Source organism: Desulfovibrio desulfopostgatei (assembly GCF_053570645.1).
Genome location: NZ_JBRBQS010000002.1, coordinates 1,584,825 through 1,599,966 on the forward strand (window position 1 = coordinate 1,584,825; position 15,142 = coordinate 1,599,966).

Sequence of the window (15,142 nt, forward strand, 5' to 3'; positions counted from 1 at the left end):
CAATTCCAGGTCAAACTGCTCGGGGCCGCGTTTATTGCCAGTTTTGCAGCAGGGAGCGCGCCTCGGCATCACCCTTGGCCTCAAGGGCGCGGGCGTGTTCTTTCAGCGTATCCAGTGCCGCCTTGGCCTGAGGCTGGCCCTTTTGCAGGGCTTGATCGTACCAGCGCTTGGCCTGCGTGAGGTCGGCGGGGATGCTGCCGCGCGGCAGGGTGCTGGCGGGGTCGTAAAACTGACCCACAAGGAACATGGCTTCGGCATCGCCTTTCTGCGCGGCGTCTTCCAGCAGCAAAAATGCGGCGTCGCTTTCTTCCGGCTTGGCGTCGGCCTTGCGCAAAGGCTTTGCCATGGCAAGGCTCACGCCGGGCAGTGCCTGCCCGCGCAACTGTTCGCGCGCTGAGGCCAAGGGAGAAAGCGGCTGCTTGGCGGCATCCGCCCCTTGCTGTCCGGCGTCTCCGGGCTTGGGCTGGGCCTGATCAGCGCTTTGGGGCTTGTCCGCATTCTGCGTCTGCTCAGGGGGCGTAGGCAGGGGGGCTTTTTCCGGCTCGCGCAGCAAAAACCACCACGCGGCAACGCCTGCAGCAATGGCAGCAAGCACGAGCAGGAGCACAAGTCCGGCCTTGCCGCCGGATTTGCCTTCTTCCTTGCTTGCCATTTCAAGCGGAGCTTCATGCTGCTGGGGCGCTTGCGGCTCCTCAAAAGCCAGAGGCGGCTCCGGCGATTCCAGCACTGGTTCCGGCTCCGGTTCGGGAGCGGACGGCGCGACAGGCGGGGGAGTTTGCGGAGCGCCAGCGCCCATGCCATGCCCGCCCGCAATGTTGGAATATACGAGCGATTTCACGGCAAGAGCGCAACTGCCCACGCCGCGCAGGCTGATACGGTAGGCATCGAGGTTGTCCACCTCGTCCACCACCGCAGGGCCAACGGCCAGGCGCAGGCTGCCGCCGTCATTATCCCAGGCATCGGGGGTGAGCAGGGTTTCGCTCTCCTGCCAGCCACGGGGGCCAAGGCATTTGCCGTCAGATGCCCGCAGCAGGGTAAAGCCGGGCTCGCTCACATCACCTGCGTCAAAAATCTCGATGATGCCGTTGCCGGGGCCGCGCCCGGTATCGGCTGAAATGCTGGCGCGCATGGGTTATCCTTTGAAGGCCTGCAAAAGTTCGCGCAGGCGGTTGTTCTGTTCAGGGTTGACGCTCTGCTGGCCGTCAAAATCCACATTGGCCATAACGCTATAGGCCATGGCGCGCAGCCAGTCAGTATACCACAGGCGGTCATAGGGCGATTCTTCCTCGCCGATGCGGGGTTCTCCCTTGATTTCCTGCGGTGGGTTAAACAGGGGCACGCTTTTGCCGCCAAAAACAACGGTACGCCGCGTCTGATCCTTAAACCGTGGGTCAAAGCCCCACCAGTCCACAAAGGCGTTGATGGCGTCCGCAGCAAGGCTCACCTGCTTCCACACGAGGCGCTCGCGGGCCATATTGCTGAATGCCGAAGAACGGCGCAGCTCAGCCTCCAGATTTTCGCGCAGCTTGCAGCGCGCTGCGGCCTGCACAAGCTCATGGCAGAACTGGTCAAGTTCCTTGGCTGGCAGGCCAAGCTGGCCCCTGACTTCCACATCGTTGCAGAGGTCACGCAGCCGCCCTGTCCAGTGGTCCATGACCATTCCGGCAAAGACCTGGGCGCTGTCCTTTGCTTCCGCATCGGCGGCGTCTGCCGCTGGCGCGGACACGGGAGCGTCGTCGCCAAAGATGTCGCCCAAAATGTCGTTGGCGGAAACACGCGCGCCCACAACCTGAGCAGGCGCTGCGTTCTGCCCTTCATCCGGGCTTTGGCGGGCGTTGAGGCAGATTTCGTAGAGGTCAAAGTCGCGCACCTGAAGGCGGCGCAAAAACTCGCCAAAGAGCTGCCTTTCCGCAACCTTGGCCATCTGCGAGACCAGCAGGCGCGAGAGCTGCTCCTTTTGTCTGCGCAGTTCTTCCCTGTCGTCCGTGCGGTAGAAGGGCGCAAGCCCGGTGCGCAGACGCTCGCATTTTTCGGCAAGGCTGCCGCTGATCTGCTGCCGCTTGAGTTCTGGATTACACAGGGGCCGCAGGCTCTGGCGCAGCAGCCCAACGCCGCCGTCGTTGAGCGTCATGGCTGCCTGCCAGGCCCGTTCCGGGTCAGCCACATGCTTCTGCACCAGTGGCGATTGCATGAAGGACTGGCGCACTTCTTCCACAAAGGCCTGTTGTTCCTGCCGGATGCCGGTTTCACGCCTGTCGTCGTAATCGAAAATGGCTTCGCACAAGAAGTTGGGATTGCGCAGCAAAAAGACATTATTGAAGGGGTGCGTGCCGTCCCAGTTTTGCGGCCAGTCGTGCACCTGACCAAAAAAGTTCACCAGCGAGGATTCCAGCCGGGTTGTCCAGCGGGTTTCCACTGAGGGCGATCCGGCCTTTTTTTCAAATTCCATGTCCATCTTGGTGAGCACAAAAAAGAGCGCTGGTGCTTTGCTGGCGCGCATTTCAGGCGTTTCGCCGTGGGTGGAGCATATCCATTCATACACGGCCTGCGGCAGATCCTGCACTTCCTGGGTGCTGGGTCCGATGCAGAGCAGCATGCTGGTGAGCTCTTTTTCCTCGCGGTAGCGCTCAAAAAGATAGGCCACCTTGCCGCGCAAAAAGAGTTCCTTGAGCATGTCCTTGCGACTGTCCAGCGCGGCGCGCAGATCGCTGAATTTGTAGCGCGCGCGGTAGCCGGGAAAGTCCAGCAGGTCGGTGTGGTCAAAGAAATCATCGGGCTTTTCACGCATGTAAATGGTGATTTCTGCCGTGAGGGCCGTCACCAGCGCGCGCGGCAGGTCAGCCTTGCGGCCCTCCGCGCCCACAAGGGTCAGCATGTCTGTGGGCGGCTCGTTGAGGCCCTGCAACCGCGCCACGTCAATAATGCTGTTGCTGCGGGGGATGAGCGCGTCAATGGCGCAGCATGCTTCGGCAGCGTTGCCAAGCTGGCGCAGGGCCGCGCCAAGCTGAATATACACTGCCTGAAATTCCGGCACGCTGTCCCAGATCAGGCCCACAAGGCGGGCACGGTCTTCCAGCTCCAGACGGGGGGCCAGTTCCATGGCCCGCACCCAGTAGCCGTTCTGGAGCATCTGCACTCTGGGGCGCGAAATGAAGTTTTTGTTCACATAATCGCGCAGCTCTTCCACATCGTCCACGCTCATGCCGCCGGGTACGGGCGTAGACTGGGCGCGGCCCTGGAGGCTCTCCAGCTCCTTGGCGAGGGCCTCGGCATTGGGGGCGTCCTTGTGGTCGCAGTCCGCATAGTAGGTATTGGCGAGCACGCGGGCCACGTCAGTTTCTGAAAGCAGACGCAGGCGGATGGGGTAGGCCTCTGTAACGCCCTCGGGTGGCGTGGTGGTAAAGCGCGTAACCAGCCCCGTGGATTCCTTGCCGCCCTCGGGGTTGATATCCTTGATGAAATTGAAGGTCTGACCGCAAAAATCGGCCAGAAGCACCTTGTCCGCATCGCTGGCAAGGGCCGAGATAAGGTAGGACTTGCCCGACTGGCTGGGGCCAAACACGCCCACGCACATCTTGCGGCGGGCAGCCTGCTCGCACTTGCCGAAAAAGCGGGCCGCATGGCGCAGATCCTTTTGCAGGGCCGCGCGTTCGTTGCCCACAAGTTCGGCATTGTCCTGAAGCCATGCCCCTGCGGAACGCGAAGTCTCCGCCAGTTCGCGGCAGTGCCGCGCTAAATCCATATCCTGCTGCTGCATAACCATCCTCAATTATCCGGCGTCGGTGACAATGCCCGTATCCAGCCAGTAGCCTTCGTCCAGTTTCAGGGTTTGCAGGCGGATTTCAAGATCGCGGCGGTCAACGCTGCGCTCCTGGCAATCCACGATGGAATCAATGCGGAACTCGCCCTCGCTGCGGCGATCCTTGTCCGTCTCGCTGCGGATATCTTCCTCATCCAGGGCATCGGCAACGCTCAGGCTGACCTCAACCCGGTAGGGCAGCCGGCCCGAAGCGCGGGAGCGGGCTTCCTCCGTGGCAAAGGTCAGCAGATGGTAGCGGGTGGTGGGCCAGCGTTCGGCATCCAGCTGTCTGTAGCCGATGGAAAGCGGCCCGCTGAAGGCCACGGCCCGGGTTTTGTCCGTACCGTCCTTGCTGTCCACATCCACGGTAAACCAGACCTTGGGGCGCTTGAGCTGGCTGTTGATGTCCATCTCGCCGATATAGCGCGCGGTGGACGTAAGCTTGAGCGCGCCGGAATCAAAGGAGAATCCTTCAAGGTGCCCATCGGCCAGCGCACAGAGGATGGCCCCCACCACAACCGTGGTTTTGGGGTCGGTAATGCGGCCCTGCGCATCGGCAAAGGGATACCACGAGCCAGCGTGATAGCGCCGCATGGGAATGATCCTGTCTGGCGGCACGGGCAGCTTGGCAAGAACAGTGGCGATAACGCCGTTCCACGAACTGGGCCGCCCGGTGAGCAGCAGCACATCGCAATCGTACATGTGCACCACTTCGCACAGGGCGGAAAGCGTCGAGCCAAGCGTGCTGCGGATGGTTTCTTCCACTGCGGCCTGATTGACGCTGATGGGCACATCAAGAATGTTAAAGTTCTGGATGAAGGATGCGGAGCGCCGCACCATTGCCTTAACATCCCGCAGTGTTGCAGGCTGAGGCCGTGGCGCGAGTGCTGCCGGGCTGAAGCGGGGCGAATCCGCTGCGGGCTTTGCCGCAGATGGTGCGGCGTCCGCCGCCGTGTCTGCCGCAGCATCAGCCGTTTCTCCGCTGCCCACCGGGTCAGGCTCAAAAAAGTCGCCCAGTGTACAGTTAAAGACGCTGCCGCGCAGGTCGGGATTTTCGCAGGTTGCCAGCAGCCCCAGGGCAACGGGTACGGCAATCTGCCGCACCAGCCGCACCCTTGTGTTGCGGTCTTCCTGCGACATGCCGATTGAATCGCGCCCAAAAAGCTGCCCCAGAAGCGACCTCGGTTCTGCAAGGCCTTCGCGCGCCAGCGCCTGACCAATGGCCGGGATCACATGGTTGGCCACAACCTCGCGAAGCACTTCATCGCCCGCAATGTTGAAGCCGTCCCTGAATTCCGTATGCGGCTTGATGCGCGCAGTGTCGCCCTCGCCGCTGGCAAGTTCGAAGGTGGTGATGGAAAGGTCGGTTGTGCCGCCGCCAATATCAATGGAAGCCATGCGGATGCACGGATGGTTGGCGCAGGCCTCGCGCGGCTTGCCCATGAGGCGGAACAGATGGTGCGCGTCGCCGTGCTGCTTGACCGCAAGCTCGTTGTAGAGCAGCACAAGCTGCGAGCAACTGGCTTCGTCCCAGTCGCAGCGCACCTGCGGGCTTTGGCGGTAATCGCCCGTGAGAGTGCGGGTCTGTAGCCGGGGTGCGTACCACTGGCTCCAGCCAAGGGCGTCCCACACCACGCGCACGGCCCACGTGACCCAGCGGCGGAAAATACGTTTTTCCGCAACGGGCATGGCCGTAGGCACCGTAAAAATGAGCCTTCTGAGCCTGCGGGGCAGGTTGGGCAGCTCCCGACGGGCGCGCGTGGCAGGCGAATTGATGGTCACAAGGGCCTGAGTCAGGATTTCGCCCAGCATGAAGAGCATGAGCGACGAGCGCGTAAACAGCGATTCAAAAATTGGCTCAGGCTGCTGCTTTTGCAGGGCAGGGCTCTTTTTGAACATGGGGTCGTCAAAGCACGAAAGCGGCGTGCCCTGCGGGTTCAACTGGCGCGGAAACAGCCCACGGCTGACCATGGGTTCTGACTTGCCGCCAGTGTTGTAGCGCCAGCTCTGCTGCCAGGGGCGTTCGTCCCACAGGTAGCGCTTGGGGCTGGACATGCCTGTCGTGCCCTCTGCGCACACGGCCTGCGTGGCAAGGCGGGCGGCTTCCGGCCCGATGCGCACGGCAGAAGGCCAGGCAAAGGCCGGAGTCTGGCGGCCCGAACGGCGCGAAAGCGCATCGTTGCCAAAGGCCGCATCCACAAATTCCACACGCGTTTCAAAGGGGTCGGAATAGATGTGTTCCGGCTGGCTCAGGTCGCGCAGTTCAAGCAGGTAACTGTCGTTGAGGTTGGTGATGCGCTGGGGCAGGGTTTCCACCAAGATGCCCGTGGTGCGCGAATTGCCGATATCCAGCACCAGATCAACATCCACAGGGGTGTCGCGGTCGGGATTGATGACCTGAGCCGCCAGATCGTTGAGCGCAAGGCGCACAACGTCAAGCCATGTGAGGTAGGAGGCCAGATGCTCCAGCACGTAGGGGTAACCATCGTGCCATGCGCCGCGTCCACGGTGCTGCGACTGCTTCCACGCATCATAGAGGCCGTTGAGCCATTCATCCACCCAGGCCGCGTTGAGAAACCACGAATTGTCGCGCACAAGGTGGGCCAGCATAAAATGCCCGTGGGCCGTCACATCCTGCGGAGAAAGCGCATGGTACTGCTCGCCCTGAGCGGGGCGGTCTTCCACATTTGTGTCAAACATGAGCACCACGCGGAGCTGGCCGGGGTGCCTTTCTGACCGCATGACCCGCGCCCGTGCCCAGTTGGAGGGGCCACATTCAAAGCGCTTGCCGCCGTCCGGCCAGGGCTGGTCGAGCGTGCGCAAAAAGGGAATGGGCAGCCAGTGTCCTTCCCAGGCATCCAGCGCGCGCCGGGCTTCGATGCTGTAGTCCTCATCGCAGGGCAGGCCGCTCAACTGGTCGATAAAGCCGTTTTCCGTTTCTGTCAGGCAGCGCAGATAGTGGGTGTAGCGCGTCTGCTCGTCGGATTCTTTCTTTTTTTCTTCGCGAAAATACCGCCGCAGTCTTTTGACGGCATCTTCGGGCATGGAGAAATCAAGAAACTGCGGGCAGCCGCCGGGAATAATGCTGACCGGCGAAAGGTAACGGGGTATGACATCCATCATTATTTCCTTTTGAAACGGGCATCCCACTTGAGATTGGCCCCGCCAAGCTCTCGGCCCTTGCACTGGGTGGTGTTTTCCTGTCCGGTACATTCAACCTTTTGCGGAACATAGGTGCCGCCACGCGGGCAACGGGCCTGACTGGAATCAAACTGCAACTGGTTGCCCTGAAAGCGCGCCGAAGCCGAACCACTGCACACCTGGCCATTACGCTCGCGCACAAGGCGGCGTCCCTTGCCGCTCTTGTCAAAGCAGTATTCTGCAATGATCGGCTCGTTGGAGGGGTGCGAATACAGGCCGGTTTCGCTTGTCCAGCAGCCCTCAAGGAAGCTCAGATCGTTCTTTTTGGCCGCATCTTCAGGAATGGCAAGGTTGTCATTCTTCTTGGGCGCAGGCTTGGGCGGCTCCTGCGGTTTGGGTTCTTCCTTGGGCAGGGGCTTGGGTTCCTGTTTGGGTTCAGGCTTCGGCTTGGGCTTGGGAGCTTCCGCCACCTTGGGCGGCTCCACGGGCGTTTCGCCAAGGAAGGGTTCCACCACTTCCGGATCGGGCTTGGGTTCTTCCTTCTTTTCCTCAACCTTGGGGGGCATTACCGGCGGCGCAACAGGCTTGCACAGGGCCGCCCGCTCCTGCAACTGACGCCACAGGAGGGCAAGCTGATCTTCGTTGGCGGCGGCCTTCTGTTTTTCGGCCTCCAGAGCGCTGCGGTCAACGGGCATGCAGCCCGAAGGCAGAGGAGAAGGCAAAAGCCCCAGCGCCGCGCCCAAAAGCCAGAGCAGGGGCAGCAAGAGCAGGAGCGGCAGCAGCCATGGCAGGCACCCGCTGCGCGGCGGTACAGCCACAGGTACAGCAGTTACAGGCGCAGGCGGCGGGGGAGGCGGCAGCACGCCGCCAAGCCGGGTGAGATCCTGCGGTTGCGCGCCAACGCTGCCGGGGGCAAAACCCCAGTTAATAAGAACAGGGCGACCATCCACAGACCAGATGTCTTCGTCCGCCGGGTGTTGCAGGGCAAGCCGCAGCAACTGGCCCGAAAGGGCCTGCCGCGCCTGCGCATCTGCTGTGAGGTCGCTGGACAATCCGGCAATATCAGAGGCCAACGTGCCCGCACGGGCGCGAAGGGCCTGCGCATCCTGTTCCGAAAGTTCCGCAAGAGGAACCGCCGGGCCGTTGCCTTCGGCATACCAGTCAACGCTGTTGCCCTCGGCATTGTGCTGCGGCTCGGCGAGCAGGGCGGCATGATCCGGCCCGAGCTTTTGCAGCAGGATGGATTTCAACTGTTCATAGCAGTCGGTGGCAAATATGCCCTGGCTGGCAAGCGCGCGCATCTGACCGCGCAGACTGACCGCAATGCGGGTACTCATGGCTTGCCTCCGGCGGATTCACTGCTCTGGGCCATGGTGACGGGAACGCCCGCCGAGCGTAAAAACGCTGCCAGGCTCATGCTGACAATGGCCAGGCTGGATTGTCTGTAGGAGGCATCGTCCAATTTGATAAAGGTGTTGATGCCCACCACATCGCCCTTGTCGTTGACCAGCGGCCCGCCGCTGTTGCCCTGCGAAACTGTGGCCGTGTGCACAATAAGCGGCGGCTTGCGCTCAAGGATAACGCTCACAACGCCCTCAGTGTACACCACTTCGGGTGCTGCGGCTTCATCGCCCTTGAGCAGGGCCGCAAATTTGGGATCGTCAGTAGTGACGGCGCCGGGGAAGCCCCAGGCGCTCACGCGCTCGGTACGGCTTACGCCTGATGCAAACTTGAGCGGCACAACACCCGATGCGCCGTTAACGCCAAGCACGGCAAAATCCTGCCCGTTGTCGTGGGTTACCTGACGCACGGTTGCCTCAAAAGGTCTGCCCAGGGCTTTGTTCACAACGACCGCCTGCGTAGCGTTACCAACCACATGGGCATTGGTAACCACGTAGCCCGGGGCCACAAAAAAGCCGGACCCCATGGAAAGGCCTTCTTCCCGCATGGCAAGCACAAGCACTGTGCCCTGTTCCATCAGCTCGGAAACATTTTTGGGCGTCTGCTGCTGCATGGGAGTGGGCGGCACCTGCGTTTTGGCGTCTGCCGTGGGCGGCAGGGTGGCTGCATCCGCGCGGGCAGAATTGGGACTCGCAGCGCCAGAGCCTGAACCCAAAGGAGGCCACATGACACCCGCAGGCGGGGTGATGAGTCCAAGCCCCTGCTTTACTTCGCAAGGCTCCTTGGCAAGCAGGGCGCGCAATTGCTGCATGAATGTTTCAAGCGCCGCATTGTGCTCGCGCCACTGCTCTGTCTGCGCGGCAACAGCAGCCTTGGAAGCCTCGGCCTGCTGCCATTCTTTCCAGAACAGCCATGCGGCCAGCAACAAAAGCCCCAGAAACAGCAACACGCCCCAGAAAAGAGGGCGGCGATACCAGGGCAGGGCAACCGCTCCAGCAGGCGCGGCACCTTCGGCAGGAGCGGCGCTTGGCGGTGTTTCAGGCGGTACAGGGTGTTGGCTTTCGTTCATCTATGGCTCCGCGCGGTATTTGCGGCGCAGTAAAAAAACCGCGCAACCGCCACTGGAGTAGCGGCTGCGCGGCAGCAGAGTTATCCCAGCAGGTTATTGACGGTTTCTTCGTAGCTGGACATGCGCGCGTTCACATCGCGGCGCGTGTTTTCAAGATCTTCGCGCGAAGATTTCCACTCCGCGGCCTGCGCTGCAACATTGTTCTGTTCCGGCGTACGCGAAGCGCTGGCCGCAGGGGTGCTCTTGGGCTGAGCAGCAGCGCCCTTTTTGAACTTGGTAGCGCCAGAGCTGGAAGACGAAGCCGCAGCAGTGGTGGGCTGCGCAGAGGTGTACGGTTCGGCCAGAGCCTGCTGATATTCGCTGTCCTTCTTGGCCATGGTGGTAGCGGTATCATTCAGGATAAACGAGGTTTCTTCAAGGCCGCTGCGGATTTCATTATATCTGTCCTGAAATTCCATGCGGGTGATCTGCCCGGCCTTGAACTGCCCGGCGGCAAGCTTGAACTGTTCGTCATAGCACTTGGCCGCAACCTTGGCTGCTGCGGTGGAGCGGTTCATGCTGGCAGCCTCGCTGCCAAGCTGCTGGCTGTACTGGTGCAGATATGCGGCATCGCGATCCTGAGCTTTGGACTTGCCGTAGACGTTGCCCGCCACAGCGCCCGCAGCGCCGCCTGCCACAGCGCCCGCCACAGCGCCGCTGGCCTTGCCCGTGGCAAGACCGCCAATGAGCGCGCCAAGCAGAGCGCCGCCAACCGCGCCAGCGGCAGTGCTTTTACCCGTGCTGTTTTCGTCCTGCCGCAACTGGTTAACAGGCTGATAGCACTGCGGATAATAATTGACCTTGGTTTTCTGGTCGCCATACTTACTGGTGCAGCCCGAGATCAACAATCCTGCAGCAAGAAAAAGGCACAAGGGTATGCTGGCAAGCCTTTGCATAAAAACCGTCTCCTCAATAAGGGTTGAGTCTACGAGCGCCACGGCATGTCTGCCCAGAGCTCCCGGCAATCCGCACAAAATAATGGAGCGGATAGGACTGTTCACTCGCGATAATGCACCCTGAACATTTTGAATTTACTTCAAAGCGCTGCGGCTCGGCAAGCCCTATTGCTCTGCTGGAGCATCAAGCATGCACAAGATTGTCGCGCAAATGCGGGTCAGGGCGCAGAACGTTCATGTTTTCCATTGCTGCTCAGGCCGACAGGGCAACAAAAGATGCAAAAAAGCCGCCGATCTTTACGACCGACGGCCCGACTGTGTGTTGTAAACAAGCTCTATGCCTTGATGGAGCGGGAAATGAAGTCAAGAACATCTTCGTACAGCGTGGGCATCGCATAGGGGGTCAGCACCCTAGTACGGTTGGAACCGACCATGAGGGAAATGATCACCTGGGCGGTGCTTTTGCTGTCGACCTTCACAATGCTGCCGTCTTCCACGCCCTTGGCGATAACGCGCTCAAGCTCGCTGTGTACCTGCGAAAACATGGAATCCATAATATCGCGGTCGGTCTTGGTTTTCATGTCGCTGTAAGGCGAACAGCGCACAAGTACCAGCCAGTTGGAATCCTTGTCGATTGAAAAGTCAAGGTATGCCTTGCAAAAACGCATGACGCCATCGTAACCACAGGTGGCTTCGGCGGTGGCTGCGCGCAGTCTTACGAGAAAGCGCTCCAGAACATCAAGCCCCGAGGCAAGAAACAGCTTTTCCTTGTTGCCATAGTGGTGGGTCAGCAACCCTAGGGCAACACCTGCTTTGTCGGATATTTTTTTGAATGTGGTTTCCACATACCCGCATTCGCCAAAAAGTTCTTTGGCGGCCTGAAGCAACGCTTCTTTCTTGTTTTTGTTCATCACGGCTTTTGCTGGGTTAGAGTGAGGCATAAGGTTTTTCCTTGCGTTGACCCCATTACACATAAAACCCGTAAAGTCAAGGTATGCGTGAGGTTATTGCTTGTTCTCGTGAGCAGAAAGGCAGTAAACTGTTTGCCTGCCCAACGCGGATTTTTGTAAAAAAACCGCACCCCAAAGCGCCTTTGCGGCAAGTTTGCGCCGCCTTAAGGCAAACATTTTAATGTGAAAATACTCAGTGGGTATTATGTCGCTGCCACGGGCAGCGCCTATTATCCCTCTTTGGATTTTCTGGTGCGGCGAAAGGCATTCTGCGCGTAATCGCCCAGACGCTCCAGCCTGCGGTCAACCATGTCGTACAGGCTGTTTTTCGTAAAGCCGCCCTGTTTCAGTCTGCGACCGATTGAAAGACCAGTCAAGAGGGCGAGGGCTTCTTCTATGCGCCGCACAGGGTAAATGGAGAACTGGCCTTTCTCTACCGCTTCAATAACATTGGGCGCGAGCATGAGGTGATCCACGTTGTCAAAGGGCATGATAACCCCTTGCGTGCCCGTGAGGCCCTGACTGGCGCAAACATTATAAAAACCTTCGATCTTGCGGGTAACGCCGCCAACGGCCATGATCTGCCCCGTCTGGCTTACAGCCCCGGTAAAAGCCAGATCAAGGCGCACCGGCACGTCGGCAAGGGCCGAGAGCAGGGCGGCCAGTTCCGCGCCAGAGGCGCTGTCGCCCTCAATTCCTGCGTAGCTTTGCTCAAAGTAGAGCGAGCCGGAGAGCACCAGGGGCTTTTTGCGCGCAAAAAGATCCGTGAGGTAGCTCTTCAGGATCATCATGGCCTTGGTGTGGATGGGGCCACCCAGCTCGGCCTCGCGCTCAAGGTCGATGATGCCCTCGTGCCCCACGCCCACAGTACATGAAATCCTGTGCGGCAGACCGAATTCAAAGTCGCCGTGCCACGTGACGGAAAGACCGTTAACCTGACCAATGGCCTGACCCGAGGTCTGCACCTTGATCATGTTGCGGTCGTATTCTTCCATATAGATTTCTTCTACCAGATTGGCCCGGTAGATGCGCGCAGCGTGAGCTTCTTCCAGCACTGGCGCGGTGACCACATCCTGCTTGCGCATGCGTGTCAGGGCCGAAGCCTCGATCATCAGCTCTCGCAGTTCGGGGAAACGCAGAGAAAGGCGGCGCTGGTCTTCGCAGATGTGCGACCCGAGGTCGATGAGCCACGCCAGAGCCGTGCGGTCAAAACAGGGGAGTTCTGTTTCCTTGATGATGGTGGCAATGTGCCCGAGGTAGGCGCGCACATTGGCGGCATTGCGCTCTGTGGTGTCGGCCATGTGGGCCTTGATGCGGAAGAGCTTGGAGAACCTGTCGTCATTGACGAGCAGACCTTCGTACAGTTCTTCATCGCCGATCAGCACAACCTTGAGGTTCAGGGGCAGAGGCTCGGGATTGATGCCCTTGGTGCGGATGGGCGTATCCGGGCCTTCGCCGGAATCTTCAATGCGGGCCATATTGGAGCGCAGGGCGCGCAACAGGCCCTCCCAGGCATTGGGGTGTTGCAGAAGATCCTCAATATGCAGCACCAGAAAACCACCGTTGGCCTTGTGGATGCTGCCCGCGCGGATAAGGGTGAAATCCGTGACCAGCGCGCCCATTTCAGATTCGCGCTCCACGCAGCCGAGCAGGTTCACGGCTGTGGGGTGGTCTTCCACAATGATGGGGGCGCCATCAAGGCCGCTGCTGTCCACCAGCAGGTTAACCTCGTAGCGGTAGAGCACAGCCTCCACCGGCGCGCCGTGCGGGTCGCCCAGAGGGCCGCCGTCCCTTTGCAGAAAGGCATCGGTATTTTTAAGGATGTCTTCGCGCAGGGCCGTAAAGTAGGCATCCAGCCCCTTGACCGGGCAGGCCTTGAGCATGCGCTGCTCAATGGGGTTGAAGAAGGTGGTCAGCACCTGGGTCATGGCTTCGCGTTCCAGGCCGCGCTCGTCGTCCTGAAAGCTTTCTTCAGCCTTGTTCAGTTGCCGCATGTAGCCCGACATGGCCTGCACGAGGTTGTCGCCCCGGCTTTTGAGGCTGAGGCGCAGGGTTGTGTCCAGCCTGTCGAACTCTTCCTCGCTCAGGCGCTTGCCTTCCACCAGCGGATACAGGGTCAGACCGCCGCTTTCGTCCATATCAAGGTTGAATCCCTTGTCTACGGCAACGGAATTCATCTTGCGCAGCAGGCCCATGCGCGCGTTCTGGAAGTTGTCCACAATCTTGGCGCGGCGCTTTACGTAGGTGCTGGCCTCAAAACGGCGCGGCAGCTCATCGCGGATATGCTCGATCAGTTCCTTAAGGTTCTGCTTTAACTTCTTGCCCATGCCTGTGGGCAGGGCAAAAAGGCAGGGCCGGTCAGGATCGGCAAAATTATGCACGTATACCAGATCGTCAGGCGTCTGGGCCTTTTTGGCCTGAGGGCCAAGGTAGCTCAGCAGCATGTGGCTGCGGCCAAGATCGGCCTCGCCAGACAGGTAGACATTGTAGCCCTGATTTTTGATTTGCAGGGCAAGGTCCAGCGCCTGCATGGCACGGGGCTGGAATGGATTCTGGCGACCGTTGCGCGGCAGCGGGATGTCCCTGCTCGTTTCCCATGGAATACGGGCAGGATCTAACGTGGCGTGCAGGCGGGACGCGGGCAGGGGAGCGATAGTTGGCATAGGGAATCGTTATTGTTGGTAAAGTTTTTCCAGAATGGCGCGGCCGCCTCTGGCAAGAAGTTTTTCAGCCAGCTCAAGCCCAATCTGGCGGGCCTTGGAGGTATGGCCCCGCTGCGCCTCGCGCAGAATCAGGCTGCCATCAATCTCGGCCACCAGGCCTTCGAGTACGAATGTTTCGTCATCCTCAAGGCGGGCATGCCCGGCAATGGGCACCTGGCACCCGCCCTCAAGCCCGGCAAGAAAGCCCCGTTCGGCTTCTACGCATACGCGGGTGGGGGTGTCTTCAATCTCTGCAAGCAGGGCAAAAAGATCGTAATCGTCTTCGCGGCATTCAATGCCGATGGCGCCCTGGCCCACAGCGGGCAAAAAGGTCTGCGGATCAAGAGCATGCATGTAGGGCGCGCTCAAGCCAAGGCGGTTCATGCCTGCGGATGCAAGAATAATGGCATCGTACACGCCTTCACGCAGTTTGCGCAGGCGCGTGTCCACATTGCCGCGCAGGCTTTCAATGCGCAGATCGGGGCGCAGGGCCAGCAACTGGGCCTGACGCCGCAGGCTGCTGGTGCCAACGCATGCGCCCTGGGGCAGGGCCGCAAGGTCGGCATACTTGCACGAAAGCATGCAATCCGTAGGCGCTTCGCGCTTGGGAATGCAACCCAGTATGAGCCCGTCGGGCAATTCCATGGGCACGTCCTTGATGCTGTGCACGGCAAGGTCGGCCCGGTTATCAAGCAGGGCTTCTTCAATTTCTTTTACAAAAAGGCCCTTGCCGCCCACCTGGGCCAGGGGAACATCCTGAATGATGTCGCCCTTGGTCTTGATGATGACAAGATCAACGGCCAGTTCCGGGTCAAGCGACTGCAAACGGCTTTTGACGTGTTCTGCCTGCCAGAGGGCCAACTGACTGCCACGGGTAGCGATAACTAAGGATTTACGCATGCCTGCCGCCTAATGTCCGCAGCTCGCGCAGTTGCCGCCAGAACATCCGGCGCAGCCGCCGCCACCGCCAGTTGAAGCAGCGTAATCGCCGCCTTCTGCGCCGTTTTTGCGCCGGGCGCAGCAGGACATGAGCTTATGGGTATCGTTGGAGCCGCAATACGGGCAAGTGGGCGGGGTTTCGTCAAACACCAGTTCTTCAAAATCCCGACCGCATTTCTGGCAAGAATACTCGTAGATGGGCATGG

The 15,142-nt window shown here is 60.3% G+C and carries 10 protein-coding genes; all 10 read right to left on the reverse strand.

Going from position 1 to position 15,142, the window contains the following annotated elements; all coding sequences use genetic code 11:
- Positions 1–31: 31 nt before the first annotated feature.
- Positions 32–1,129, reverse strand: a complete 1,098-nt coding sequence (locus ACUZ9Q_RS07010; protein WP_215647653.1) for a sel1 repeat family protein — start codon at positions 1,127–1,129, stop codon at positions 32–34.
- A 3-nt stretch (positions 1,130–1,132) separates the two neighbouring features.
- On the reverse strand, positions 1,133–3,742 hold the full coding sequence (locus tag ACUZ9Q_RS07015; protein WP_252209465.1) for a virulence factor SrfC family protein: 2,610 nt from the start codon (positions 3,740–3,742) through the stop codon (positions 1,133–1,135).
- A 27-nt stretch (positions 3,743–3,769) separates the two neighbouring features.
- Complete coding sequence (locus ACUZ9Q_RS07020; RefSeq protein ID WP_215647651.1) at positions 3,770–6,919, reverse strand: virulence factor SrfB; 3,150 nt, start codon at positions 6,917–6,919, stop codon at positions 3,770–3,772.
- A gap of 2 nt (positions 6,920–6,921) precedes the next feature.
- Positions 6,922–8,277: an SrfA family protein gene (locus ACUZ9Q_RS07025; RefSeq protein WP_449247598.1), complete on the reverse strand. Its 1,356-nt coding sequence runs from the start codon at positions 8,275–8,277 to the stop codon at positions 6,922–6,924.
- A complete protein-coding gene (locus tag ACUZ9Q_RS07030; RefSeq protein WP_449247599.1) occupies positions 8,274–9,410 on the reverse strand; it encodes a S1C family serine protease in 1,137 nt (378 codons plus the stop codon). The genes ACUZ9Q_RS07025 and ACUZ9Q_RS07030 overlap by 4 nt, the downstream gene beginning before the upstream one ends.
- An 80-nt stretch (positions 9,411–9,490) precedes the next feature.
- Positions 9,491–10,345, reverse strand: a complete 855-nt coding sequence (locus tag ACUZ9Q_RS07035) for a hypothetical protein (protein WP_192112080.1) — start codon at positions 10,343–10,345, stop codon at positions 9,491–9,493.
- Positions 10,346–10,680: 335 nt separating this feature from the next.
- Complete coding sequence (locus ACUZ9Q_RS07040; RefSeq protein ID WP_192112081.1) at positions 10,681–11,256, reverse strand: TetR/AcrR family transcriptional regulator; 576 nt, start codon at positions 11,254–11,256, stop codon at positions 10,681–10,683.
- 269 nt (positions 11,257–11,525) lie between these two features.
- A complete protein-coding gene (locus ACUZ9Q_RS07045; RefSeq protein WP_192111751.1) occupies positions 11,526–13,958 on the reverse strand; it encodes a Lon protease family protein in 2,433 nt (810 codons plus the stop codon).
- Between the two features lie 9 nt (positions 13,959–13,967).
- Entirely contained in the window at positions 13,968–14,897 is a 930-nt protein-coding gene (gene hemC / locus ACUZ9Q_RS07050) for a hydroxymethylbilane synthase (protein WP_192111752.1), read from the reverse strand.
- A gap of 9 nt (positions 14,898–14,906) precedes the next feature.
- Positions 14,907–15,140: an FmdB family zinc ribbon protein gene (locus ACUZ9Q_RS07055; protein WP_449247600.1), complete on the reverse strand. Its 234-nt coding sequence runs from the start codon at positions 15,138–15,140 to the stop codon at positions 14,907–14,909.
- Between the last annotated feature and the right edge of the window lie 2 nt (positions 15,141–15,142).